Below are 25,791 nucleotides of genomic sequence, written 5' to 3' on the forward strand. Positions count from 1 at the left end.
TTTGTGAAATCAGAGTAAACGGGATAGTCTGTCCTTTTTTAATCATCTTCATATGTATAAGAAAAGGGAAGCAAGGGCTTCTTTTTTAGTGAGAATAAATCTACACTATATCTCTTTTACTTTTCAACACAGACAAAACCAAGTCTGTGTTTTTTTATTGAATATAGGGAGGGAAATGTAATGTACAGTCTATTATTCTTTTGATACGAGCTTTTAATAGAAGCTCGTATCGATACCATAGCTATCGATACGAAAATTAAATTTCGGGAGGTAGCAACATGGAAAAGGTTTGCTTTGAATTAGAGAATGTAGTCGTGACTTATTTAGATCAAGAGATATTGAATATAGAAAAATTAGCTGTGCATCAATTTGACCGAATAGGAATCGTTGGTAAAAATGGTGCTGGTAAAAGTACATTAATGAAATTACTTGCTGGGAAGATTCGACTAACAAACGGGAGGATAAAAAGCCATGTTCATTTCGGGTATTTTGAACAAGTGGAAGCACCGACATCCACTAAACCAGATCCAGCCTTATTGGGCAAACTTGCCGTACCCAAGCAATCTGACCAGCTTAGTGGTGGAGAGCAAACACGATTAAAGCTAGCACAATTATTTTCTATTTATGAGGAAGCTTTGCTCATTGATGAGCCAACAACACATTTGGATCAAAAGGGTATTTCGTTTCTACTTGATGAATTGCGCTATTATTATGGGGCACTTATACTAATAAGTCACGATCGTGCTGTACTAGATGATCTGGTTACAACCATATGGGAAGTTGAAAATGGTAAGATCACAATTTATGCGGGCAATTACAGTGATTATGCTTACCAAAAGCAATTAGAACGAGATCAGCAAAGTCAAGCATATGACCAATACTTGAAAGAAAAAAGCAGACTTGAAAAAGCTGTTGATGAAAAGCTGAAAAAAGCTGAAAAAATTGCTCAAGCAGGTAGTATGTCGAAAAGAGAGGCTAACGCAAAACCGAATCGTATGTTTATGACAAAGTCCAAAGGCACAAGTCAAAAATCTGTGCAGCGTGCAGCTAAAGCCATCGAGCATCGAATAGAAAAGCTCCGGAAAGTAGAGGCTGTACAGGGAGAGAGAAAAATAGTTTTCCGGCAACCGAAGCCTTTAAAACTACACAATAAATTTCCGATTATGGCCGAGCAGCTCTGTTTACACGTTCAGGAAAAGGTACTATTGGATAATGTAAGCTTTCAAATACCATTGGGTAAAAAAATTGCGCTTACAGGTAGTAACGGTTGTGGTAAAAGTACCTTACTACGACATATCGCTAATAATGGTGAAGGATTAACCATCTCCCCTAAGGCTAAGGTAGGTCATTTCCTACAGATGAGCTATCAATTTAAAAGCGAGGAGACCGTTCTGCAATTTTTGGAAAATCGCTCTGAATATGATGAAGGCCTATTACGAAGTGTGCTTCATTCCATGCAGTTTATAGGAACCGATATACAAAAAGTCGTAAAGTTTTTAAGTGGTGGAGAAGCCATACGCCTCCAGCTCTGTCAGCTATTTTTGGGAAACTATAATATTTTACTATTGGATGAGCCGACTAATTTCTTAGATATTCATGCATTAGAAGCGCTTGAGCAATTTATGGCTGCCTATGAAGGAACAATCATCTTTGTCACGCATGATAAAAAGTTCATCAAAAATGTAGCGGATGTCCAGTTTGTAATAGAAAATAAAAAGATATTTTAAATAAAAAGTGCGATTCTTCTATTAGGAGAATCGCATCTTTTTTATTGAATTTTTATTTTGAAGGAGGTAAAAGGGAAAATTTGGCGAAGGTGTAAGATAGACATTATAAAAAGGGATGATGACGATGATCAATACGAGTGTGACGACAAAATTAAAAATTAATCAGCCAGCCCATAAAGTATTTGAAGCCATTATTTCTCCCACTGAGATCGGGAACTATTGGTTCTCTAGCAGCTCTGAAAGATGGGGAGTGGGTAAAAGAATTACGCTTAAATATGATGAATATCAGTTCGAGGGTGTCATCACCGTACTGGAATTGGAGGCCAGTAAAAAAATTGTGTTTGTTTGGGGCGAAGAGCAAGGAGAAGTGACAATGGTTACCATTACCCTTGAAGAGTCAGAAAAGGAAACGATTATTACTGTAGTGGAGTCAGGATTTAATGCACATGACCCAGAAATTGTGGTAAAAATGATGGGTCAAAAAGAGGGCTGGGTTTATACGTTAACATGCCTCAAAGGATATGTAGAGAATGGAATTAGTACTTTAAGAGCTTCGTTAATTCATTGAGGAGGAAGGGTATGACAACGGCTAACAGCGATGGAGTTTGCCTTGAATCAAACAAGAGCTTCTATTTGTATCCTTGTGGGAGTGATGCCACCAGAAGAAATAAGCACAGAAAATAGCGTTACGCTTAAATAATCAATCGTCTACAGCGATGGTTGCTGGAAGAAGCAGAGTGATGGGGGGAGAATGTGAGAACATTGATTTGGGTGATTGGCAGTGTTTTAGTTTGTGCAGTATCAGTACTAGGCATTGTCTTTTGGAAGTTTCAGAAGGAAATTAAGAAGGATGATCCTGAATATATTGTGCAATTTATCAAGGAACATAAAGAGGATAAAAATGTTTCTGTAGCAATTCAATACAATCAACAACATTGGGTGGAGCTCAATACAAAGGAACCGTTACCGCTTGCAAGTACGGTTAAAATAATCATAGCCATCGCTTATGCGCAACAGGCAGCAGATGGTCGTATTAATCCTCAGCAACAGGTCGATCTAAAGGAATTAGAGCCATTTTATATTCCTAAAACAGATGGCGGTGCACATGAAGCATGGTTAGCACAATTAGACCTTCAGGGTATGGAAAGTGTCCCTTTGAGCGAGGTAGCAAACGGTATGATTGCGTATAGTTCCAATGCGAATACGGATTACTTAATGCATATACTCGGTCTTCAATATGTAAATGATGTTCTTACACAACTCGCTGTAAAAGAGCATGAGCCCTTATATCCAATCGTAAGTGCTATCTATATTCCCACTCAATTAATGGAAGAAAAGAGTTTAACGAAAAAAGAAACATTAACAGCTTTAAGAGATATGGATATGACTGAATATCGAGAAAGGGCATTGACTATTCACGAGAATTGGGTAGAGCACCCTTTAACAAAAGAAGAGAAAGCAAAGGCACTAAAAATGCTCAATATGGATTTTCAAAAGGTATGGTCTGATCGTTTAATAAGGGCTTCCACAGACAATTACATCTCTATTTTAGAAAAATTGAATAGTAAAAATTATTTTAGTGAAGATGTACATAAGTACTTAGATCCTGTAATGGAGCAGTTGATGCTTAACCCCAAAAATCAAGAATGGCTCAAACATGCAGGCCAAAAGGGGGGATCGACAGCTTTTGTGTTAACTTTAGCTGCCTACGCGGAAGATAAAAAAGGGAATCAAACGGAAATCGCCTTTTTTGCTAACGACTTAAATACGATGGAACAACTGAAATTATCTAATAGTATGAATAGTTTTCAAATGAAATTTCTTACAGATGAGGGCTTTCGGATGCGTTTAAAAAAGGAGTTGTCTGAGTCGTAAGTTGCCTTTAGCCGGGAACTCATAGTACACCAGCAGTAGGATCGTGCAAGCTAAATCCAAGCTCTGCTTCGGCATCTCGTTTCCAATCATCTTCAACTCCTTGTTCAGGAACCCATTTTATCGCAGTACTACTAGATAGATAGCTTTTTGACCAGTCTCTCATACATGACAACTTCGCCCACTCTTTTTATAGGTGTACCTTCTTTCATTCAACTGCATAAACTAATGTTATTATGCGTGAGAGGATTGAGTTGAATGTATCACCCTTATTATGGAAATAACCAAATGTATTATTATGGCTACCATCCGGTTTATTGGACCTATCCAAATCAAATAGAGCAAGGGGAAAGAAAGATTGTAAGAACTGACTATGGGCCTGAGCCATTCATTGTAGACATTGAAGAGGTAACAAAGCAAAACAAAAATTATCGCACAGCATTGTGGACAGGTAAAAACCTACAAGTAACGGTGATGAGTCTCAATATAGGTGAAGATATAGGCTTAGAAGTTCATCCTCATGTCGATCAATTTATATGTATTGAGGAGGGACATGGAGTAGTACAAATGGGTCCTACAAAGGATTACTTAAATGATCAACGATATGTCTCAGAAGATACGGCTATCATGGTACCTGCAGGAACTTGGCATAATCTTACGAATACAGGCAATAAACCGCTAAAGCTTTATTCGATTTATGCACCACCAAATCATCCATTTGGAACTGTTCACATAACAAAGGCAGATGCGATGGCAGCAGAATGATAGAATGGCAAAAGTGACAGTTAGGGCAGTTGAACAAACTAATAGAGTTTTTATGATAGAATGCTAAAAATAAACTGATAGGAACTAGGGAAATACCCTAGTTCAGTTTTATTTTAATTGCATGAGAGCGCCAAAATATTGCTGTGCTGTTGTAAAGCAAATAAATGCTAGCAGCTCACTAATTTCTGCCTCTGTTAAATAGTCTTTTAAAACAGCCGTGACATTAGGAGCTGTATGGCCTTTTGAGGCTAGGAAGGCTTCGGCAAACCCTGTACATATCGCTGTTTTCTCATCATAATGCTGTGGATCGGGTTTTCCCTTTGCCTTACAATATTGACAACCATTTTTTTGAGCCAATGTTTTGCGAACCTCTTCTTTTAATAGAGCAGATAAATGCCCATCCTTTTCGAGTACCTCGCCCAACTGTTGCCAGTGCAACTGTATGCCCTCGTTATAGCCTAAAAGTTGTTGAAATGGCGTTAAGCCTTTGTCGTGTAAATGAATTAGTGTCATAAACATCCCTCCTTTAATTAGTGTAAAATGTGAATAACGAAGTTGACATACACATTCGAAGGAAGATGTTATTATTTTCTTTTAAAAAGAAGGGATATTTCCAAAATGGATTTCATTAACGAAATGATACTAAAAGAGTTGAAAAAGGATAGTCGGATTTCCATCAGTGAATTAGGGAGAAGGGTACATTTATCTGCACCAGCTGTGCGTGAAAGAGTAAAGCAATTAGAGGAACAAGAAGTTATTAAGAGGTATACACTAGATATAAATCAAAAGGCATTAGGTTTTCCAATTGAAGCTATAATCGAAGCAACAATCAAAAATAATCGCTATGCGGATTTTAAAGATTATATTAAGGCTTATACAAATATGGATTTTTGTTATCGAATATCTGGTGAAGCTTGTTTTTTATTAAAAGCCCATTTTCAATCTTTTTCTGATGTAGAACAATTTATTGATGAATTACAACCATATGCACATACAAAAACTAATTTTATCTTTTCTGATATATGTGACGACATTTATTAAAGAAGGAGATAGTGATGGACATCAAATTATTTGTAGATGAAATTGATGCATTAGTACATTTTTTAACACAAAATGAATGGTTTTATCACACGGATCAGCATGTAAAAGCAGAGTCTGTTCGAGCAGCGTATGCAAAGGGCTTTTTTAAAGACGATCGTGAAACATATTGGTTACTTGAAAATGAAGAAAAAATAGGGGTTATGATTATTCATGATATAGGCGATACTATCCCTCTTTTTGATATTCGTTTAGATGCAAAATGTAGAGGGAAAGGATACGGTGTCCAAGCACTACGTTGGCTACAAGATTATTTATTTGGCGAAAAAGGTAAGGTCCGTATTGAAGGCTATACAAGGGTTGATAATATTGGCATGCGCAAGTGCTTTAGTAAAGCTGGTTTTGTGAAAGAAGGCTATTTGAGAAATGCGTGGGAAAACGAAGATGGTACAGTGACAGATAGTATTTTGTATGGTGCCATTAAAGATGATTGGGTTTTAGGAGAAACTACACCCATTAAAATAGATGAAGTACCATTTTAAATATTTGTAAGGAGCGCTTTGACATGAACAACGAGTTATTAAGTGTCTTAAGAAAATCTTGGTCGATTCATTCTAGTTCTAAATGGAGTTTAGATAACCCTGCAAAAGGACAATGTGGAGTCACTTCTTTAGTTGTACAGAATATCCTTGGTGGCGACATAAAGAAGACATTTCTTGATGAAGGTTGGCACTTTTATAATGTAATTAATGGGGAAAGAATGGATTTTACGAAGGAACAGTTTTCATACATAATTGACTATCAAGATATCGATTCAAATAGAGCAGAGGCTTTTCAAGATACGAATGATGACCAATATAGTTATTTAAAATCACAAGTGGATAAGATTTTAAGTAAGGCAGAGAGCTAAATTTCTCTGCCTTTTAAAATTAAAAAAGAAAGGTGTTGACGTTTAATAAAATATCGTGTTATTATTATCTCGAATTCAAGATATATAAATTCAAGATAAATGAATTCAAACCTTTAGTTCTCGCAAGGAGGTACAATTATGGGTTTTTTGAATAAATTATTTAGTTCAAAAAAAGAGGAGGAACAAACAATGGCAGAATTAAATATTGGTATTATTATTGGATCAACTCGTGAGGGGCGAGTAAGCCCTCAAGTAGCACAATGGGTAAAGGAAATTGCAGATCAACGCGGTGACGCAAATTATACAGTAATTGATATTGCTGATTATAAATTACCTTTATTAGGCGAACCAGGACAAGATGCTTCAGGAGCACAAGGTTGGTCAGAAATTATTGCTAAACAAGATGGTTTTGTATTCATCGTACAAGAATACAATCACTCTATTACAGGAGCATTAAAAAATGCACTAGATTATTTACGTGTAGAGTGGAATAACAAAGCAGCTGGAATCGTATCTTATGGTTCTGTTGGCGGTGCTCGTGCAGCAGAACATTTACGTGGCATTATGGGCGAGCTTTTAATCGCAGATGTACGTGTTCACCCAGCACTATCATTATTCACAGATTTTGAAAATGGAACAGACTTTAAACCAAAAGAAGTACAAACAGATTCAGTAAATCAAATGTTAGATCAATTAATCCCTTGGTCTAAAGCGCTATATACAATTCGCTAAGCTTATATAGTTTGAGGTAGGTTGTAATTGGGCACAGTAAAGGTAAGATAAATTAGTCATGAAGGGGCTTGTTAACATGAAAAAACATACAGCAGGTATTCACCATATCACAGCGATCGTAGGACATCCGCAAGAAAATATTGATTTTTATGCAGGAGTGTTAGGCTTACGTTTAGTAAAACAAACAGTAAACTTTGATGATCCAGGCACATATCATTTATATTTCGGTGATAAAGGTGGGAAACCGGGAACAATCATTACATTCTTCCCTTGGGCTAATGCTTATCAAGGACGTATTGGTGACGGTCAGGTCGGTGTCACAACGTATGTTGTACCAGAAGGGGCACTACCATTTTGGGTGAATCGCTTAGCGAAGTTCTCTGTTCCTTTCCAAAAAGCTGAACGTTTTGGTGAGCAAGTCATTCAATTCGATGATCCGCATGGTCTGCATATTGAACTCGTTGCACGTGCTGAAGGTGAATTAAATGAATGGACATTTAGTGAAGTCACACCTGAAGTTGCCATTAAAGGCTTTGGTGGAGCTATTCTATATTCAAGCCACCCTGAAGAAACGGCAAAAGTTTTAACAGAGGTAATGGGTTTTGAAAAAGTAGCGACAGAAGGTGACTATACTCGATATAAATCTAGTGCAGAGATCGGCAATACAGTAGATTTAAAAACAGTTGCAGGTCAACGTGGTCAAATGGGTGTAGGGACAGTTCACCATATTGCGTGGAGAGCTCAAGATAATACGGATCATTTAGAATGGCAAGAGTATGTTATGAATCATGGACAACATGTAACGGAAGTAAAAGATCGTAATTATTTTAATGCGATTTATTTCCGTGAACCTGGCGAAATTTTATTTGAAATCGCTACAGATCCTCCTGGATTTGCTCATGATGAAACACCAGAAACAATGGGTAGCCAATTAATGTTGCCACCTCAGTATGAGCAGCATCGAGAGCAATTAGAAAGAACATTAATCCCGATTAAAGTGCGTGAGCTTGATTAAGAGGGGTGAGTCGCTTGATTTTGATTGATCCTAAGAATAATTCAGAGCGCGAAAACTATAAGTTATTGATTGGAAGTATTATTCCAAGACCAATCGCGTTTGTAACGACGAAGTCAGAGCAAGGGGTTATCAATGGAGCACCATTTAGTTACTTTAATATCGTGTCATCCAATCCACCGATGATTTCTTTAGCGATCCAAAGACCAAATGGACGTTTAAAGGACACAGCTCGACATATCCATCATCAGCAACAATTTGTAGTTCATATTGTCGATGAAGATAATGTAGAGCAGGTGAATGAAACAGCAGCTTCATTGCCTGTTACAGAAAGCGAACTTGCACGAACAAATTTTACATTAGTCGATAGTCAACAAATTGCCGTTCCTGGCATTCGAGAAGCAAAGATTCGTATGGAGTGTCGCCTAGTACAATCCGTTCCTTTGATGAATGGGGAGGAACAGACAGGAGATTTATTTATTGGAGAAGTTGTTCAATTTCATATAGATGAAGCAATTTATCATGAAGGAAGAATCGATCCAAGAAAACTAAATGCTGTTAGCAGGCTTGCGGGATCAAACTATGCTAAAGTTGGCGAGATTTTCTCGATAGAACGTCCACAATAGATGAACAAATAAATGCGAAAATGTTGTGTTATCAACATTTTCGCATTTTTATATCTCTTGATTCATGGGTGATTAGAAGGCGAAATGACTAATCAAATATTGAGTGCGCGTGCCATGGCATCTAAATAGTTCTGAATAGCCAGCTGACTTATTTTCGCTTCTGGCACAAAGACCTCAAAACAATGGTAACTGCCAGGGTAGAGGTGGAATTCAACCTCAACTCCTGCCTGTGCAAGACGTGTTACATAATCAAGGGTTTCATCACGAAATAAATCAAGTTGACCAATACATATATAGGTTGGCGGTAATCCTGCTAAGTTTTCGGCTCTTGAAGGGACTGCATACGGAGAAAGGGCATTAATGTTCTCTTCCTCTCCTAAATACATACGCCAGGCAGTCATATTATTTGTTCTATTCCATGTTGCATGATCATCAATGATCTCATAGCTAGAATGTGTTTCGTTTCGGTTATCAAGCATCGGATACAGTGGCATCTGGAATATAATTGATGGTCCTCCTTTATCGCGAGCCATTAATGCTAGTGCTACTGTTAATCCTCCACCACCGCTTGCACCAGCAATTGCCACCCGTCTGACATCGATACCAAGTGATTGCTCCTTATTAGTCATCCAAACTAATCCAGCATAACAATCTTCAATTGCTGCTGGATAAGGATGTTCAGGTGCCAGTCGGTAATCGATGGATACGACAACGCAGTTAGCTGCTTGAACAAAGCGTTCGCATAAAACATCATCCATATCAGGGTGTCCCATGACAAAGCCACCACCGTGTATCCAAAGCATAGCTGGAAGTTTATCCTGCTTCCGTTTAGCTGGTTCATAGATTTTAACCAACATTTCGCTCCCGTCATCTCTAGGAATCATCCGGTTGCTAGTAAGTACATGTTCTGATCTTTTCGAAGGTGGATGGGACAGGAGACTTCGACTCCAAGTTAAATCCTCCTCCAATCGAAAGCCAGGAAATTCTGTGTAAGCCTGCCTTAATTCTGGTAAGACTCGGTTAATAATGGTCATAAATAAACTCCTCCTGTTGAATAATGAAGTCTTAAAGAAATGGCTCTCCTTCTAGAGCCATTTCAGCTTCCCATTTGGCGACTTCCTCACGTACACGAGGGGCAACTTCTGTTCCAAGTAGTTCTATAGCTTGCATGACTTGATCATGTGGCATTGTACTTAATGGCACGTATAGCATAAAGCGTGTAATTCCGACGTGTTTACGAAGGTGAATAATTTTTTCAGCAACAGTATCTGGATCTCCGACATATAATGCTCCGTCAAAACTTCGTGCAGCATCATAACTAGAACGATCATAATAAGGCCATCCTCTTTCTTTGCCTAATTTATTCATACCAGCCATTGTTGATGGGAAAAATGTGTCTGCTGCCCATTCCCTATTCGGCCCAACAAAACCTATTGAATGAGAACCTACTTGAAGTTTTGATAAATCATGACCTGCATGAAGCGCGGCCTTTTTATACAGCTGTACAATCGGTGCAAACTGCATTGGGCTGCCACCAATAATGGCTAGCATAAGCGGTAATCCTAAAAGGCCAGCACGCATAGCAGATTGTTGATTTCCTCCGCTAGCCACCCAGATTGGAAGAGACTCCTGAACTGGTCTAGGATACACACCTAAATTATTGATTGCTGGTCGATGTCTACCTTCCCAAACTACTTTCTCGGACTGTCGAATGTTAAGTAGTAAGTCTAAATGTTCCTCAAATAGTTCATCGTAATCATGTAAATCGTAGCCAAATAAGGGGAAGGATTCGATAAAGGAACCACGACCTGCCATGATTTCTGCACGTCCATTCGATAGTCCATCCAATGTGGAAAAATCCTGAAAGACACGCACAGGATCAGCCGAAGAAAGGACAGTTACGGCACTTGTGAGTCGAATGTTTTTCGTTTGAGAAGCAGCAGCAGATAGCACCATTGCTGGAGAGGATGCGGCATAATCTTCTCGATGATGCTCGCCAATGCCAAAGACATCTAATCCTACTTGATCTGCAAGAATCATCTCTTCTACTACTTCACGTAAACGCTGGGCATGACTAATTACTTCACCACTGTGAATGTCTGGTTTTGTTTCTACGAAAGAAGTAATTCCTATTTCCATTTTGTATATCTCCTAATCAAATTAATAATTTGTAAATCGTTTTGTCGTTACCCAAAAAAGGAGGGCGATCGTGCTAATAGAAGCTCCAAGCAAGCAAACGCCTTTCCAGCCGAAGAGTGCATACGTCTGTGTAGAAGCGATTGAACCGCCAGCGCTTCCGATAGAATAGAACACCATATAGCCAGCGGTAAGACGGCTGCGGGCTTCGCTAAGCAATGGAAGAATCATCGCCTGGTTTGTGACATGAACTGCCTGTACAGCCAAATCAAGCAACACGATACCTACAATTAATGCCCATAACGACTGTTCTAAATAGTTGATAAACAACCATGAAATGAGTAAAAGCATTAAAGCAATACCTGTCGTTTTTTGTCCAAAACCTTGATCTGCTAATTTCCCTGCCTTTGCAGCCGCTAAAGCACCAGCCACTCCAACAAGGCCAAATGCTCCAATGACACTGTGTGAAAGAGCTAATGGTGGCGCACTAAGTGGCAGAACAAGTGGCGTCCACAAAATACTGAAATCAGCAAAAATTAGCATGGCTACAACAGAGCGAATACGTAATGTTCTTTCTTGAATAAACAGCGTAAACACGGAGCTAATTAGCTGCCAATAAGATAGTGATTTTACTTCACGCTCTACTCTTGGTAACACTTTGAGAAACAGACTGACCATTAAAAGCATGAGGGTGGCAGAGACAAGATAGACAGAACGCCAGCCTGCAAGATCTGTTAATAGACCAGCAAAGGTTCGAGCAAGCAGTATACCTATGACGATGCCACTTGTGACAATGCCAACGACACGACCACGATTTGTAGAAGAAGCCATGGTTGCTGCAAATGCCACCAGTGTCTGTGTCACAACGGCAAGTAAACCAACTAGGGCCATACCAGCGAATAGCACTACAATATAGGAGGCAGTACCGACTATAAACAAAGCCACGGTGGATAATAGCATTTGACCAATAATCAAGCGTCGTTGGTTTAGTAAATCTCCAAGTGGCACTAGAAGTAGTAAGCCTAGACCATAAAAAATTTGCGTGATAGTAATAATCAAACCAATAATCGAATGATCAATAGCAAACTCTAGAGCTAGTTGATCAAGCAACGGCTGTGCAAAATAAATATTGGCGACAGACATTCCGCAGGCGGTTGCAAATAATAATGTTACAGCTTGAGACATCGTAGGTTGTTGACTTAAAGAGGGTGCATCTTTTTGTGGTTTTGGATTATAGTCCACGCTGTATATTCTCCTTTCATAATGAATTGTCATCATAACATACCGTTCGGTATAATATAATTATTGGTAAATATATCTTAGTTGTATTTATCATGTCAAGGTTTGTTAAAAATAATGTATAAATGGTTTGATTTATAAAGTGGAAATTGACAATAATAACAATAGGTAATACAATAAATACATACTGTTTGGTATTTAAAAATATAAGACCTACTCTCGAATCCTTAAATAACGGAGGTGAAATTTGAATGGCAAGAACCCGTGAATTTGATGAGGAAAAGGTATTAGAAGCTGCTATGCAATTATTCTGGGAAAAGGGATATGAAGCGACTTCTTTAAGTGATCTTACTGCTAGAATGGAGATTCAGCGTCCTAGTATTTATTCAACCTTTGGGGATAAAAGGGAGCTATTTGAAGCAGCACTTCGTAAATATACGACATCTCGAGCGGCTGATATACGAGCAAGACTTCAAAGTCATTCATCTGTAAAAAAGGCATTTACTATTTTTTTCGAAGATGTAATTGCTGGAGAATATACAGGTGATATTAGTAAGGGGTGTTTTTGTATAAATACAATGGTAGAACTGGCACCTCATGATGAAAGATTTGAAATCTTGACTAGAGAGCATCAACTTTATTTAGCTGTCATTTTTCAAGAGACGATAGAACGAGGAATCCAGACTGGTGAGTTGGATGCTGACACAGATGCCAAATCATTAGCACAAGCTTTAATTGTTGCGTTAATAGGGTTAACGGTCATGCTGAAATCACAGCCCCAAAGATCATTTGTTGACAATGCAATTGCAACGACTCTTACATTACTTAAATAAAACAATGTATGAAGGAATGGCAGAAGAAGCGGTGCCCCTTTAGGAGTGGTAAAGGGGTACTTGGGGGAATACATAAAACTGCACACTTTATTAAAATCTAACATAGAATGATTTTATAATTCCTTACAAGCCCATGTGTCTATCTCAACCTTTAAGGAAGGAGTAGCCAGTGCTACTACGTAAATTAATGTCATGCAAGGTAGATGATCTCCCAAAAAATCACCTATTATTTCCTTTCGTTGACTAGCTTCCATATCTCCTACTAAATAAAATACGAGCTTTGTAATATCACGAACCTCCATATTAGCATTTTCTAAATTTTTTCTAATATTTTCTAGCGCTAACTTCAATTGAGCTACCGCGTCTTCAGGTATAGTTCCATCTGGTTGCATGCCAATTTGTCCAGATAAGGTTAACCATCTATGTGGACCAGTGACTTCGATTTGATGGACATAAGGAGCGACGGGTTGATGAATATTCTCAGGGTTTCTTGAAATTTTCATGGAATCAGTCCTATCTTTTTCTAAATTGTACTTTTAATCAAGTTAACATAAGGTATCGGTAATTAAAAGATTCTTACAAATACCATTATAAAAGAACATACAAATTGGATATGCTGTTATAAAGGGTTATAATAGATTCATAGAATGTAGGCTTATACGCTGATAAAGCTTTCACAAAGGATAAAAGTATTGACATTTTAATTTGACAAGACATACAATTCACCCACGCCTTAGGTTTTATATAGACACTTCTTTAGAAACATAAATTTCGTCTTATTTTGAAGGTAGCTGGCTATACTTAATTAATAAGAGGGAAATTTTTACATAAGAATGATGCGTATTGTTATAATTCAATTTTTTATTGTGTTTAGTTGATAGTGTAGCCCTAGGTAGCAGAAACAGCGAGGCCGTTTTGTAGAAGGAGTGAATAAATGACTAATTTCTTTCGGAGTAATGGATTTAAACGTTTTATAATTCTAGTTGGTATTGCTATTGCCTTATATTTAATGCGTAGTATGATCAATCTAATTCTGCTAACGTTTATTATTACCTATTTGATGAATCAGCTTACTACGAAGACGACGAAGGGTATTAAAAAATATGTACCGATGAATGAAAAAGCTGTTACGGTAACGTTATACCTTTTACTTGTTGCAGGTATAGTTGCAGTGATATACAAATATTTGCCGATTGTGACCCAACAAATTACACAGCTTTTTGATCTAATTGCGAGCTTTAATCTCGATCCAGATGATAATGAAATTGCTAGGTACTTAGCTCCTACCTTTGAGAAAATTGAACTTGGGAAATATTTAGAGCAAGGTGTAGATTTAACTCTTAAAAATATTACGAATATTGGTAAAATCATTATGCAAATATTGATTTCACTTATATTGAGTTTGTTCATTCTGTTAGAAAAGAAGCGCATTATTGAGTTCACAGCAAAGTTTAAGGATAGTAAGGTTGGACCACTTTATGATGAACTTCATTATTTCTCAAGAATATTCATTCGCTCATTTGGTAAAGTAATTGAGGCACAGTTCATTATTGCAGCGGTTAACTGTGTGCTATCAGTAATTGCCCTTTCTATTATGGGCTTCCCACATTTGATTGCCCTTGGTATCATGCTCTTCATTTTAGGCTTAGTACCAGTTGCAGGTGTCATCATTTCATTAATTCCACTAAGTATTATTGCCTATAGTATCGGTGGTTTGATGTATATTGTCTATATATTAGTGATTGTCATGGTATTACATGCTATTGAAGCCTATTTTTTAAATCCAAAGCTAATGTCCGCAAAGACTGATTTACCGATTTTCTACACATTCATGGTCATTCTCTTCTCAGAGCATTTCCTTGGTGTATGGGGATTGATTATAGGTATTCCACTATTTATGTTCCTTCTTGATATTCTGGGGGTAACATCCTCGGAAGATCCTCACAAGAAAGCAGTAGTGGTACCCAATGAGAAACAAATAGAATAGATCTAACAAAGGAATCATCCACATATACAAGATGGTTCCTTATTTAATGTTCAAGGGGGGATTTAAATTGATAAAAGATCAACAAGTCTGATGTAGATATTGGCCATGTACCACCCCAATTAATTTTAGTTAATGGAGCAGTAGGTGAAGTTGTAGTGGAAGATGGGAAGGGTACTCTGAAAATGCAATTTTGTTAAGAGAAACAGAAAGAGATCTCGTGAGGTCTCTTTCTATTAAAGCATTTCGGAAGTTGAAATCGTCCGTGGATTTTTCTTAATGTACCAGTAAATAAGGCAGGCTGTAATTCCCTCCGCTACTGGAAAGGTCCACCATATTGCCTGTGGGCCAAGGAATTTAGGCAATAGGATAAGTGTCGGTATAAATAAAATAATACTACGTAGTAACATAATGGTTGTAGCAATTCGAATTTTCTCTATAGATTGAAAGAATTCTGCGAGCACCATATTAATACCTAAAAATACATAGCCAATGGCAAAGTGAATAAAGCCTTGAGCAGCCATGCTACGAATTTCAAATGAGCTATCTCCGAATAATGCCATTAACTGCGAAGGGAATAACATGGCAATAAGTGCTGTCGTTAACCCTAAAATAAAAGCAGTAGCTAAGCCGATTTTTAATAATGCTACTAATCTTTCTATTAATCTTGCCCCATGATGATAACTAACTAATGGTTGAAGGGCCATACCGATCCCAAGGAAAATTGTTAATAATACAGTATGGATATAGTTGACCATGGCATAGGCTGTAACGCCATTTGCCCCTAAATAGTGTAAGAAGGTCACATTATATAAAATAACGATAACAGCTACCGAAGCTTCTACGATAAAGCTAGGTAGTCCAATAGCAAAAATTTTTCTTAAATCTGACAGATTAAAAAATGAAGGGACAAACTTTAATTCAGATTGTGGGCGGGAAAAATGGAGACATAGTACAGACGTACCTATAATAGTAGCTATGGCTGTTGCTAAGGCACAGCCTGTGACACCATAATTTAGTACAAAGATAAAGACATAATTTAAGATAATATTTAATACTGACGTCGTTATTAAGCCAAGCATAGCAAGTCTCGGGTTACCATCGTTTCGAATGAAAATACTTAATAGATTTTCAATCGTGTAAAACACACCAAAGAGTAAAATGACGTGTAGGTATTGTTGCACATATGGAAATGTAACGTCGCTTGCTCCAAATATATAGGAAATCTCCTTTAGATTGAACGCAAGAAGTCCAATAATCGTGATCACGACCATTAGCATCGTAGTGAACGCCAATGTAAAGAGTTGGTGGGCTCGTTGTTTATTCCCCTCCCCAAGAGAAATCGAGTAAAGTGTAGCTCCTCCCATACCGATCCACAGAGAAATCGATAGCAAAATTGAGAAAATGGGGACGGCAATATTAACCCCTGCTAATGCTGATGGTCCCACGCCATGACTAACGAAAATACCATCCACCAAAATATTAACAGACATCAACAGCATACCAATCATTGCTGGAAATAAGTACGATAAAAACAATGGTTTTAGTGGTCTTGTTTCAATTGGATTAATGGTTGTCATGTCCATATACCTCCAGCACCATTACTTTTTCTCCTTTGTCATCTAGTTCACCATTAAACATAAAACCAAATTGTTTATATAGTTGAATGGCTACAGCGTTATTTTCATACACACTTAAATAGATTTGGCGACAGTTGAACTTTACCGCTAAGTATTGAATAAGTTGCTGTAAAAAATGTTTACCTAATCCTTGCTGTTGATAGCGTTCATCAATTAAATAGCGATCTAGCCATACACGCTGACTGTGATCTTCGTGGGGGAATAGACCATACATAGCGAAGCCGATTGCGATGTTATCTTTATACAGACCTAAGGGGGCAAAGCGTTGATCCAATTCTGCCTCTGCTAAGCATTGGTCTGTTGATTCAATAAAATGTTGCTGATTATCAGCGATACGTAATGCTAATATTTCTTGCTTGTTAAAAGCTGTAATGTCACGAATCTCCGTGAACATAATGTCAAAACCTTTCTATTTTTATTGTGAATAGGTACAATTTAAAGTATATAGTAACTATATAGTCAAGGGAGGAAACTCAAAAAATGCTTAATAAAAATGTAAAATATTTTACAACGGGTGAATTTGCCAAAATATGTAAGGTTAATAAACAAACATTAATTTATTATGATCAAATTGGTTTGTTATCTCCCATCATGAAAGATAGTAAAGATTATCGTTATTATTCACTTGCACAATATGATTTTTTTGGTGTCATTGAATTATTAAAGGCAGTTGGTATGTCATTAAAGGATATTCAGCAATATATGGCGGAGAAATCCCCAGAAAATTTTTTAGAATTAATGCATCAGCAAAAGGAAATCGTAGCAAAGAAACGTCGAGAGCTAGAAATGATTGAAAATATCATTGATGTCAAAATTAAAACAAACGAGGAAGCACTTCACCTTAACTTTGACGATATTACAATTGAATATTTTCCTGAAGAAACACTATATCTAAGTAAAAATATCGAAGATTCTACAGAAGAGCAGTTTGTAAAGGCTGTATCGGATTTTATCGAGGAGTTAGATCGTTCTCAATTGGATACAGGTTATCCAATCGGTGGAATGACAAGGAGAGAGCAGGTTTTAGCTGGAAATTACGATAATTATAGCTATCTATATATTGAACAACCTAATCCAAGAGAAGGACATCCTTATTTTAAAGCAATTGAGGGTGAATTTGTTATTGGTTATCATGTAGGACCTTCTGCGAAGCTTGGAGAGACATATACACGATTATTTAATGTCATGCATGAAAAGGGCTATGAATTAGGTCAATACGTTTATGAGGAATATATTTATGATGCCGTTATTAAAAATCGAGAGGAAGAATATGTGACAAAGATTATGATGGAGGTAAAAAAATTAAGTAAACACAGCTTAAGAAGAACGAACTAAATTGGTTGAGTAATTTATCATACTTGGATGCTTTGATGTCAGTAAAATAAGAGTATTTTGTAGTTAAATTAAAAATTAACCTCATTAGTAAATGATTTCCTGACGATAGAAATAAAAAAGACGGAAATTTGAGCACGATGTGGAGATGAGCAACAATGTGGATTGAGCGTTGGAATTTTTTGATGAAACAGCTGAAGCAACAAGGTGCCTTTGTACATCCAATTGAAGTACAACCTGTCGCTAGTGAACAAGATTTACGCAAGGTAGAGTCAAGGCTTGGTATACAACTTCCTAAGAAGTTCCGTCAAGCAATGCAAACCAGCTCACAACAAGTGAGTATCTATTGGTCGTTGCCAGATGAGGCTATCTTGCCAAACGAACTGATTGATACGCCATCAGGTGAGTTTGGCTGGAGCTTGAAAGACTTAGATTTCCCATACTTTGGCGGGGATGATAAAAATCTTGAACAACAATACGTACAATTTTTTACTGCAGGTAATGGGGATGCGCTTCTTATCAAGCTAGAGGATGAATCGATTTGGTATTGGAGTCATGAAGAGGATGAATTTGATTTCCTTGCCGACAGCTTTCATACATATGTTGACAGTATGACAGCTTTAGGATGTATTGGGGTAGATTGTGGGCAACACCGACAATTTTGTAGCGAAAATGGTTTGGATATTCATCTGACAAGCTCACAAATATGGCTAACATGGCTAAAGCAATTTTTAAGCTCTAATTTACAATTGGCTAAAGCTAGTCTAGAATCGTTACTTCATTATGTTTCCATGCATGGCGTAAAGGAAGCTCAAGTGCAGGAAGCCTTCTTGCATTTTGATAAAGAGAAGGTGTATCAGGCTCTCCAACATAAAATTATGCGGGCGCTATCTCCATCAGATCAAAAGGCATGGAGTGAAGTGCTAATAAAGGTATGTTCAAAAGAGGCTGAAAATTGGGTAAGAGAGCTTTGGCAAGAGAAAAGCGATATTCCCAACTGGTTGCGTGATTATTTAACGGCACATTGTTTGCCAGCAGATGAAGGCTTAGCATTCATTTTATCTGATATGGAAAAGGATAAGATTAATGCTTATACTGCCTTACATCGATTACATCATTTACACAATCCAACCATCATAGAATGGATGAGGCCATATGTGGCATTTCCAATCGATGGTTGGGATATGCTGTTGGCAGAGTCACAGCCTAGTGCTGATATATTACTTGAATGGTTGAGTGGTAGTGAGGCAGAGAGGATTACCTCAATCAGAGCTATTTGGCATATGATGCAGCAAGGCAAAATCCCAACGACAATTGTTGACGAGGGAAAATGGCGGCCATTGCTGACCTATTGGCATGAGCATGAGGTTCTTCGTAAAAATAGACAGTTGTTTAGCCAAGTTCTTAATCATTTGGATAATTGGAAACTGGCAAGCTTTATGCAACAAAGGAGAGAGTAGTTTGAATCATTTTACAATATTTGCGTCTAAAAATGATGTGGATGATATTCAAGACAAAATAGCAGAGGTATTTGCAAAAGGCTTTACCATTGAACGAGGTGATAGTGGATATTTAGTAAAATCCAAAGGGCTTTTCAAAAAATCCAGATGTTCTATTACCGTTTTATTTGAAGATACTAATCCAGATTATTTCACTCAAAACATCCCGGGGATGATGGGGTATTACGATAGAATTCCTTTTCAGGATGAAGATTTAAAAGAACAGGTTATGATACAAATATCTGTATTCAATACAGTCATTGCAATCGAAATGGATAAAGAGATAACGGAAAACCATATGCAACTATTTACAAGACTGCTAGCAAGCATAGGTGGTGTAGGTTTTCTACCGGATGGCACTTTACTGGATCAGAGTGGTAGCGTTATTGTTTATTCTAATGGGGAGTCAGGTCCTGCAAATTTTAGACCTCAAGCCTGTGCAAGGAAGATAAGAAGTCAGGAAGTGACATCAGAGCAGGGGGAAACACGAAAAAACAGAACGATTGCCTTTTTAACAGACAAAGAAATCCCATATGCAACTTCTCTACCCCAACTGCCACCATTAGAAGGTTGCCGCTTTAAGAGCCAAGAAGAAATTGCAAAAAGGGCAGTTTCCCTGTTGATTGTTATTCAATTTGCCTGTGATGTAGCACAAAATGGAAATATTGAAGAGTCTAGAGAATTCTTCACTAATATGTTACGTACATATGAGGTGCAAGAATCTTTAACAGAGCATGAAAAATTCTTTCTTGAGACTCAGCATCCCAGTCCTCAAGATGCTGTCAATATTTCATGGCAGTATGAAGCCTATTGGACACTCATTTGGGCATTAGGGCTTGTGGAAGAGCTAGATTTCCCTGACGACGTATGTGATTGTGAATATGCTATACAGGTCGTTTCTCGTTGTGAAACATTTGAACAATTTTATAAGCAAACAGTATTGCGCAGTAAGGAAGAGATATTAGATGAAGCAGATAAGATCTACAGATTACATTGGGCTTGTGTAGATAGTCGAATAAATGGACAAGTAGCTCCTTTATCGTTAAATGAAAGTGTTGTGATGGAAAGACGTAGAGGCTTATTCTGGATGATGGGCTATCAAGATGAAGAATGGGATACTATATCAATGGATACTTAAAGGAATAGCAAACTAGGAAGCCTAGTTTGCTATTTTAATATATGAAATTATTTCACATAAGTTGGCTTATTCACCTTATCAATTAAAAGTATACCATCGTATTGATCGCGAGGAACTAAGCTTTCCTGTATCATACCCCAACTGTAAGATAAGCGGGGCTCGAACATCCATGAGTTGCCTCGTTCATTCTGGCGGTTGCGCAAATCAATGAATGTGTAAGGTTTACTAGTTGAAGACAGTATATCCTCAATAGATCCCTTGATAGGAGGTAAAACAGCCATCGGTTCACCCATATTATTTGCTGTCTCTCCGCTAGTCATATATAGACCTAATACATAGCTATATTTCTTGTAGATTTCTGGTAAACGTTCCCCCATTAATTTGACTGGATAAGGGGAACCCATTACTTCCGATTGTGCCTTACGAATATGGTCGTTATGTGCCCATACGATGAACTTTTCTGTTGGATAAACCTCCTCAGCTAACCAAAGTAAGTTCTCCATCATCGATTGATCACGCCATTCCATTGTTTTTAAAAATGTTTCAATATTATTTTGTTCAATATCAATATTGGACTGGATCGTTAGTTCCACATATTCGTCTGCTAAGCGAATGCGATCTGTTACAGTACGTTCCATTAGTTTGACAATATGAGACTCGTTTGGATAAGCCGCTTGTAATTCTTTTTCTTTCAATTGAATTTGAGACTTTACTTGTTTATACACATCTATGATTGTAGCTTTTACTTGCTGATAGCCCTTTAAATCTTTCCCGGAGCTCCATTCAGCTAGTTGTTTCTCAGCTTCACTAAATTGTTGAGCTAACTTAGGATTCTGGAGCCAATCGCCGTTCGTAAATGCCCCTTGCTGTTGAATATCGAAGCCAGTAAGTATAAGTGGTTGTTCTGTTGCTTGAGTTGATTTTGCATAGTCAAACAGAGGCAATGTTTCTTTCGTCCACCAAACTCCAAAAATAGAATTCTTCATTGTTTGTAGAGCTGCTTGTTTGTCAATTTGCCCTTGGGCGTTCATCACATTACCCATACCACTTTCAAAGGCAAGAACATTATAGCCCATTTCCTGATGCAAAAATTGTATTAAACGTGTTTTAACATGATTGAATTGTGCCACACCATGAGAGCTCTCTCCTAGAAAAACAATACGTTTATCGTGTAATAACGGCTTAAGCATCTCCAAATCCTCAAATTGATTAGAAGGGATTTTCGTTCCACTCGATACTTCAGGTTGGATGGATGACAAACTGTAAGCATGATCGTTCACCCACTTTTTCCAATCAAGTAATGTTTCATTAGAGGTCCTAGCCTGTTTAACTGTAGATTTGTTTTCTATATTGACCTGTTGCTCTTTTGCAGGAACAGCTGCAGAGACACTTGCTACGCCGTTCAATGTCATTAAACTTGCCAGTGCAAAACTTAATAAAACTTTATGCTTCCTAGCCTTCTTCATTGATAATCAGTCCTTCTCTTTATGTTGATACTAATTATAGAGAGCTTAGTTTAAAGCTTAGGAAGAGTTAGTTTAAATTTTGTTTAAATTTGGTAGGGTCAGTTAAAAAGAAAAAACATCTTCGATTAATGAAGATGTTCGATTGCTATTTATAATGGTACGTACTAGCTCTAACATGGTTACGTTGGATTTGATTGAACCATGCGCGGTCTTTTTCTTCTTGTTTTAACGTACCAACAATGGAGGAGGAGCAGCTCACACAAATTTTAGCCTGTGTAATTTGTCCACAACGTTCACAAGGTGCACCTAAATTAGGGAAAATTGATTTTTTTAACTTTCCTGCTTTTACCCATTTGAAAAGCAGCTCAGAGGACACTCCTGTTAAAGTGACAACCTCATCATTTGTTAAGTAGCGATTATTTTTCCTTAATAGAAAGTGATGCAACTCTGAAAATATATCCTCTTCTCTCACATCTATTCTCTTATGAAATAGCAACATTACAAGTCCTCTCCTCGTCCCATTAATTAATAGTTTCATTAACTGTTATAGGTTGTTCGTCATATTTATAATTTTCCCAACGATTACGGGCAAGCTTTCGATATTTTGGCGAGACATTTCTATCAGCGATTAAGCGAGAGAAGCCTTTTTGGGCTTCCGCCATATCACCAAGTCGGAGGCTTAGTTCAGCATGTAAAAACTGAATTCTCTCTCCACCCTCCTGATTGGATGCAAAGGATTTACTATAAAAGTCTCTTGCTGCAAAAAGGTAGCGTTTTTCGGATACTTCATCGTTTTTTAAACGATATAGCCAACCTATTTTTAATGCGAAATTCGCCATTAAGAGAGATTCTTCCATTGAAGCACGGGATACTAAATAAGCAAGCTTAAAACTGATTATGGCATCATCGATTGTACGTTCCTGGCAGATGTCCATGGGTTTTTGGAGCTCTTTAATGTATAGTTCATCAATGAGCTGCATGAACGGTCCATAAGTCCTTGTCATAGATTTGTGGTAGGCGTAGCCACAATGTGGGCATACAGCGACCTCATACAGCAAAGGATTTAGGCCATCATAAACAGGCATGAAATCTGTTTGTTCCTCGATGATTTTATATCGATTAGGGCGTACTTTATATGTTGTAAAATGCCTTTTGCAAAATTTGCAATCTACACTACTTTCGTAGTAATAAATGTTAAATGCCATAAGAATCAACTCCTTTGCCTGCTTTAGAAAATTATTTCTTTTGTTCTATCTATTCGTTAAAAAGTATCGTTCAATATATTTAAATGATTATCTTTTATTTTAACAATTCTGTGTTCTTTGGTATACTCCTTTAGAATTATTAAAATAAAAATAATCATTACATTATTTATTAATTGTCACTAGAACTGTTCCTTTAATAGTATTTATCGGTGCTGTTAATGTAAGTTATATAGATGGTTGAAAGTTTGTCGAAATACGTACAAATATTTTATTAGTAATCGTTAAAGGGATTTTTTTTGTGTGGTTCAAAAGTATTGTTTTGGAGGATGATTCAAGTTGAACTATAAAATAGTGTTTTTTGATGTAGACGGCACACTCATCAATTATGAGGATGGCTGTGTAGAAGAAAGTACAAAGCAGGCAATTGATTTATTAAAGAATAAGGGAATTCACCTTGTAGCAGCTACAGGAAGACCTTTATCCATGTGCCGTGAGTTGGAAGAGTTGGGGATAGAGACCTTTATTACGGCAAATGGTGCATATGTGAAACATCATGATCTTGTCCTACATAAAACGCCTATTGCTAAAGAGATTGTCCAAAATGTTGAGGCTTTTGCAATGGAACAACAGCATAGCTTAACATTTTTTACAGAGCAGCTAGCGATGAATAGCATACAAAGTCCAGCTGCTTTACATGCTATGCAGGAAACATTGTCTTTGGGAGATTTTCCGGTTATAAATGAAAAAATTACGAATGAGGAAGTTTTTCTCATGTGTCTATATACAGATGAACAGGGAGAAAAAAGATATGTTAGTCAATTTCCGAATATATTATGGCAGCGATGGCATCCTTATATTGTGAATGTACTACAGCAGGATGTTTCCAAGTCAATAGCTGTTCAAGCAGTACTAGATTATTTTAACATTGATTCTAAAAATGCCATTGCTTTTGGAGATGGGGATAATGATATGGATATGCTGGAGCTGGTAGGATTAGGAATTGCTATGGGAAATGGCAGCTTAGCTTTGAAAAACGTTGCTGATTTTGTTACAAAGAAATCTACCGAGGGCGGTATTGACTTTGCTTTGCGTCAGCTTCAAATAATTTAAAACAATCTTCAAGTTGCTTCTTCTGTTTTCCGCAGTTTGATTATAATGAAACCTGTATATTTTATAGTTAAAAAATTTTTAGGTGGGATAGTTTATGGCACATCACGTGCAATCTCTAATTGAACATTACGGGTATTTTGGCATTATCGTAATCCTAATTGGAGGTATAGTTGGATTGCCACTTCCTGATGAGGTTTTCTTAACATATGTAGGTTATAGTGTTTATCGGGAAAGCCTTGAACATATCCCTGCATTAGTAAGTGCCATGATTGGCGCAGTTGGAGGTATTACTTTAAGCTACTATATTGGTTATCGATTTGGCTTACCATTACTACAAAAGTATGGGCCAAAAATTCATATAACTGAACAAAAAATTGATTTTACGAAAAAAATGTTTGCCAAAATTGGACCTATCTTATTGTTAATAGGCTATTTTATCCCTGGTGTCCGCCACATAACAGCGTATATTGCGGCTATTAATAATTATCCATATAAAAAGTTTGCGTTCTTTGCCTATACAGGAGCATTTATCTGGACATTCACATTTATAACGTTAGGGAAAATGCTTGGAGAGAAATGGCGGTTTGTTGGTTACTACTTATCCCATTATAGTATGTATCTCATCCTATTATTTGTTCTATTAATGTTCGTCGTTTACTTTATATTCAAAAAAAGAAATGTACAAAAATAAAAGTCGGTATCTCTATACCGACTTTTAAGTTATGGCAAAATAGCAAAGGAGCGAACAGGGAATCCAGATGCTTTTTCTGGTTTAGGTACAATATTAAAAATAATTGCACCTGTTGCAGGTAGCTTGTCTAAATTAGTCATTAACTCAATTTGATAAGTGTCTTGTTCGAGCACAAAGTATTCACCATCTAGTTTGCCATTTTTACGAAAATCAGCTGCTGAATCAGTATCGAATGTTTCGTGACCAATCGCACTAACTTTACGTTCCGTCAGTAAAAATTGTAAAGCCTCTAAGCCCCAACCTGGAATATGGTTATACCCTTCCGCATCTTTATTGCTGAATGCTTCCTTATCTGGCCAACGTTTACTCCAATCGGTACGTAGCGCTACAAAGGTACCTGCCTCAATTTTTCCGTGCTGTGCTTCAAACTCAAGTATATCTTGAACACTTAAAGAAAAATCATGATTGCTAGCAGCTTCTTCGGACTTATCAATGACAACAAGGGGAAGAACAAGCTCTTTTAAATCGAGCTCTTCAAGGTACCGTGTGTCTCGCACAAAATGAATGGGTGGGTCGATATGCGTACCATATTGACCAGGGAAAGTGAACTGTTGTGCAAAGAACCCATCATCGTGAGAGAATAATGTTTCAAATTTTGCATCTTCGAACATGAAAAAATGGGGTGAGTTAGGGCCGAATGTATGTGTTAAATCGACCCATTGTTTAGATTTTAATAATTGTAATGCTTGTAATAATTCATTAGGCATCGTTTTCCCTGCTTTCTTAAAATAGTAGTAAAAAAAGAGCCCCCTATAGAAGAGGACTCCTGAATAAAC

At 37.3% G+C, this 25,791-nt stretch carries 29 protein-coding genes; 17 read left to right on the top strand and 12 right to left on the bottom strand.

Annotated elements, in window-relative coordinates; all coding sequences use genetic code 11:
- The first annotated feature begins 278 nt into the window (after positions 1-278).
- The 3 genes from ABC382_RS16785 to ABC382_RS16795 all read left to right on the top strand — a co-directional run bounded on the left by ABC382_RS16785 (position 279) and on the right by ABC382_RS16795 (position 3,602).
- Positions 279-1,727: an Msr family ABC-F type ribosomal protection protein gene (locus tag ABC382_RS16785; RefSeq protein ID WP_312506571.1), complete on the top strand. Its 1,449-nt coding sequence runs from the start codon at positions 279-281 to the stop codon at positions 1,725-1,727.
- A gap of 124 nt (positions 1,728-1,851) precedes the next feature.
- Positions 1,852-2,295 (top strand): SRPBCC domain-containing protein, encoded by a 444-nt coding sequence (locus ABC382_RS16790; protein WP_322610549.1) that lies wholly within the window; start codon positions 1,852-1,854, stop codon positions 2,293-2,295.
- A 185-nt stretch (positions 2,296-2,480) separates the two neighbouring features.
- Positions 2,481-3,602, top strand: a complete 1,122-nt coding sequence (locus ABC382_RS16795; protein WP_322610550.1) for a serine hydrolase — start codon at positions 2,481-2,483, stop codon at positions 3,600-3,602.
- A gap of 19 nt (positions 3,603-3,621) precedes the next feature.
- Here the strand turns inward: ABC382_RS16795 and ABC382_RS16800 are convergent, their stop codons facing one another.
- On the bottom strand, positions 3,622-3,765 hold the full coding sequence (locus ABC382_RS16800; protein ID WP_322605251.1) for a hypothetical protein: 144 nt from the start codon (positions 3,763-3,765) through the stop codon (positions 3,622-3,624).
- 92 nt (positions 3,766-3,857) lie between these two features.
- Between ABC382_RS16800 and ABC382_RS16805 the strand changes: the two genes are divergently transcribed.
- Positions 3,858-4,364, top strand: a complete 507-nt coding sequence (locus ABC382_RS16805; RefSeq protein WP_274794874.1) for a cupin domain-containing protein — start codon at positions 3,858-3,860, stop codon at positions 4,362-4,364.
- Positions 4,365-4,472: 108 nt separating this feature from the next.
- Here ABC382_RS16805 and ABC382_RS16810 read toward each other — a convergent pair whose 3' ends face one another.
- Positions 4,473-4,877 (bottom strand): carboxymuconolactone decarboxylase family protein, encoded by a 405-nt coding sequence (locus tag ABC382_RS16810; protein WP_312506569.1) that lies wholly within the window; start codon positions 4,875-4,877, stop codon positions 4,473-4,475.
- 105 nt (positions 4,878-4,982) lie between these two features.
- Between ABC382_RS16810 and ABC382_RS16815 the strand changes: the two genes are divergently transcribed.
- The 6 genes from ABC382_RS16815 to ABC382_RS16840 all read left to right on the top strand — a co-directional run bounded on the left by ABC382_RS16815 (position 4,983) and on the right by ABC382_RS16840 (position 8,682).
- Positions 4,983-5,405 (top strand): Lrp/AsnC family transcriptional regulator, encoded by a 423-nt coding sequence (locus tag ABC382_RS16815; RefSeq protein ID WP_274794872.1) that lies wholly within the window; start codon positions 4,983-4,985, stop codon positions 5,403-5,405.
- 14 nt (positions 5,406-5,419) lie between these two features.
- Entirely contained in the window at positions 5,420-5,944 is a 525-nt protein-coding gene (locus ABC382_RS16820; protein ID WP_312506568.1) for a GNAT family N-acetyltransferase, read from the top strand.
- Positions 5,945-5,967: 23 nt separating this feature from the next.
- Positions 5,968-6,312 (top strand): YunG family protein, encoded by a 345-nt coding sequence (locus tag ABC382_RS16825; RefSeq protein WP_274794870.1) that lies wholly within the window; start codon positions 5,968-5,970, stop codon positions 6,310-6,312.
- Positions 6,313-6,450: 138 nt separating this feature from the next.
- The gene (locus ABC382_RS16830) at positions 6,451-7,044 is read left to right on the top strand and encodes an NADPH-dependent FMN reductase (RefSeq protein ID WP_274794869.1); all 594 of its coding nucleotides are present in this window, start codon (positions 6,451-6,453) and stop codon (positions 7,042-7,044) included.
- 76 nt (positions 7,045-7,120) lie between these two features.
- Entirely contained in the window at positions 7,121-8,059 is a 939-nt protein-coding gene (locus ABC382_RS16835; protein WP_312506567.1) for a ring-cleaving dioxygenase, read from the top strand.
- Between the two features lie 14 nt (positions 8,060-8,073).
- Positions 8,074-8,682, top strand: coding sequence for a flavin reductase family protein (locus ABC382_RS16840; RefSeq protein ID WP_312506566.1), 609 nt, complete (start codon positions 8,074-8,076; stop codon positions 8,680-8,682).
- Between the two features lie 92 nt (positions 8,683-8,774).
- On the opposite strand, the gene ABC382_RS16845 is transcribed toward ABC382_RS16840, so the two are convergent.
- Genes ABC382_RS16845 through ABC382_RS16855 form a run of 3 tightly spaced genes read right to left on the bottom strand, consistent with a single transcriptional unit; the run spans position 8,775 to position 12,003 of the window.
- Entirely contained in the window at positions 8,775-9,716 is a 942-nt protein-coding gene (locus ABC382_RS16845; RefSeq protein WP_274794866.1) for an alpha/beta hydrolase, read from the bottom strand.
- A gap of 31 nt (positions 9,717-9,747) precedes the next feature.
- Positions 9,748-10,821, bottom strand: coding sequence for an LLM class flavin-dependent oxidoreductase (locus ABC382_RS16850; protein ID WP_274794865.1), 1,074 nt, complete (start codon positions 10,819-10,821; stop codon positions 9,748-9,750).
- 21 nt (positions 10,822-10,842) lie between these two features.
- The gene (locus ABC382_RS16855) at positions 10,843-12,003 is read right to left on the bottom strand and encodes an MFS transporter (RefSeq protein WP_274797393.1); all 1,161 of its coding nucleotides are present in this window, start codon (positions 12,001-12,003) and stop codon (positions 10,843-10,845) included.
- Between the two features lie 305 nt (positions 12,004-12,308).
- On the opposite strand from ABC382_RS16855, the gene ABC382_RS16860 reads away from it, so the two are divergent.
- Entirely contained in the window at positions 12,309-12,890 is a 582-nt protein-coding gene (locus tag ABC382_RS16860; RefSeq protein ID WP_274794864.1) for a TetR/AcrR family transcriptional regulator, read from the top strand.
- A 113-nt stretch (positions 12,891-13,003) separates the two neighbouring features.
- Here the strand turns inward: ABC382_RS16860 and ABC382_RS16865 are convergent, their stop codons facing one another.
- On the bottom strand, positions 13,004-13,393 hold the full coding sequence (locus tag ABC382_RS16865; protein ID WP_312506564.1) for a RidA family protein: 390 nt from the start codon (positions 13,391-13,393) through the stop codon (positions 13,004-13,006).
- 431 nt (positions 13,394-13,824) lie between these two features.
- On the opposite strand from ABC382_RS16865, the gene ABC382_RS16870 reads away from it, so the two are divergent.
- Positions 13,825-14,877, top strand: coding sequence for an AI-2E family transporter (locus tag ABC382_RS16870; RefSeq protein ID WP_274794862.1), 1,053 nt, complete (start codon positions 13,825-13,827; stop codon positions 14,875-14,877).
- A gap of 233 nt (positions 14,878-15,110) precedes the next feature.
- Here ABC382_RS16870 and ABC382_RS16875 read toward each other — a convergent pair whose 3' ends face one another.
- Positions 15,111-16,454, bottom strand: a complete 1,344-nt coding sequence (locus tag ABC382_RS16875) for an MATE family efflux transporter (RefSeq protein ID WP_322610552.1) — start codon at positions 16,452-16,454, stop codon at positions 15,111-15,113.
- The gene (locus tag ABC382_RS16880; RefSeq protein WP_322610553.1) at positions 16,441-16,908 is read right to left on the bottom strand and encodes a GNAT family N-acetyltransferase; all 468 of its coding nucleotides are present in this window, start codon (positions 16,906-16,908) and stop codon (positions 16,441-16,443) included. Before ABC382_RS16880 ends, ABC382_RS16875 begins: the two co-directional genes overlap by 14 nt.
- Positions 16,909-16,994: 86 nt before the next feature.
- On the opposite strand from ABC382_RS16880, the gene ABC382_RS16885 reads away from it, so the two are divergent.
- The 3 genes from ABC382_RS16885 (at position 16,995) to ABC382_RS16895 (ending at position 20,483) form a co-directional block, all read left to right on the top strand.
- A complete protein-coding gene (locus ABC382_RS16885) occupies positions 16,995-17,849 on the top strand; it encodes a MerR family transcriptional regulator (protein WP_274794859.1) in 855 nt (284 codons plus the stop codon).
- Positions 17,850-18,004: 155 nt separating this feature from the next.
- Entirely contained in the window at positions 18,005-19,306 is a 1,302-nt protein-coding gene (locus ABC382_RS16890) for an SMI1/KNR4 family protein (protein WP_322610554.1), read from the top strand.
- 1 nt (position 19,307) lies between these two features.
- Positions 19,308-20,483, top strand: a complete 1,176-nt coding sequence (locus tag ABC382_RS16895) for a DUF4272 domain-containing protein (RefSeq protein WP_274794857.1) — start codon at positions 19,308-19,310, stop codon at positions 20,481-20,483.
- A gap of 47 nt (positions 20,484-20,530) precedes the next feature.
- Here the strand turns inward: ABC382_RS16895 and ABC382_RS16900 are convergent, their stop codons facing one another.
- The 3 genes from ABC382_RS16900 to ABC382_RS16910 all read right to left on the bottom strand — a co-directional run bounded on the left by ABC382_RS16900 (position 20,531) and on the right by ABC382_RS16910 (position 23,154).
- The gene (locus ABC382_RS16900) at positions 20,531-21,949 is read right to left on the bottom strand and encodes an erythromycin esterase family protein (protein WP_322610555.1); all 1,419 of its coding nucleotides are present in this window, start codon (positions 21,947-21,949) and stop codon (positions 20,531-20,533) included.
- A gap of 145 nt (positions 21,950-22,094) precedes the next feature.
- Entirely contained in the window at positions 22,095-22,448 is a 354-nt protein-coding gene (locus ABC382_RS16905; RefSeq protein ID WP_274794855.1) for a hypothetical protein, read from the bottom strand.
- A 22-nt stretch (positions 22,449-22,470) separates the two neighbouring features.
- Positions 22,471-23,154: a DUF2225 domain-containing protein gene (locus tag ABC382_RS16910; RefSeq protein ID WP_322610556.1), complete on the bottom strand. Its 684-nt coding sequence runs from the start codon at positions 23,152-23,154 to the stop codon at positions 22,471-22,473.
- 336 nt (positions 23,155-23,490) lie between these two features.
- Between ABC382_RS16910 and ABC382_RS16915 the strand changes: the two genes are divergently transcribed.
- Both ABC382_RS16915 and ABC382_RS16920 read left to right on the top strand, forming a co-directional pair.
- Complete coding sequence (locus tag ABC382_RS16915; protein ID WP_274794853.1) at positions 23,491-24,264, top strand: Cof-type HAD-IIB family hydrolase; 774 nt, start codon at positions 23,491-23,493, stop codon at positions 24,262-24,264.
- 94 nt (positions 24,265-24,358) lie between these two features.
- The gene (locus ABC382_RS16920) at positions 24,359-24,955 is read left to right on the top strand and encodes a DedA family protein (protein ID WP_274794852.1); all 597 of its coding nucleotides are present in this window, start codon (positions 24,359-24,361) and stop codon (positions 24,953-24,955) included.
- A gap of 29 nt (positions 24,956-24,984) precedes the next feature.
- Here the strand turns inward: ABC382_RS16920 and ABC382_RS16925 are convergent, their stop codons facing one another.
- The gene (locus ABC382_RS16925) at positions 24,985-25,722 is read right to left on the bottom strand and encodes a cyclase family protein (RefSeq protein ID WP_274794851.1); all 738 of its coding nucleotides are present in this window, start codon (positions 25,720-25,722) and stop codon (positions 24,985-24,987) included.
- Positions 25,723-25,791 lie beyond the last annotated feature (69 nt).

Origin of the sequence: Lysinibacillus phoenicis (assembly GCF_047238325.1) — a bacterium.
Classification (GTDB): domain Bacteria; phylum Bacillota; class Bacilli; order Bacillales_A; family Planococcaceae; genus Lysinibacillus; species Lysinibacillus irui.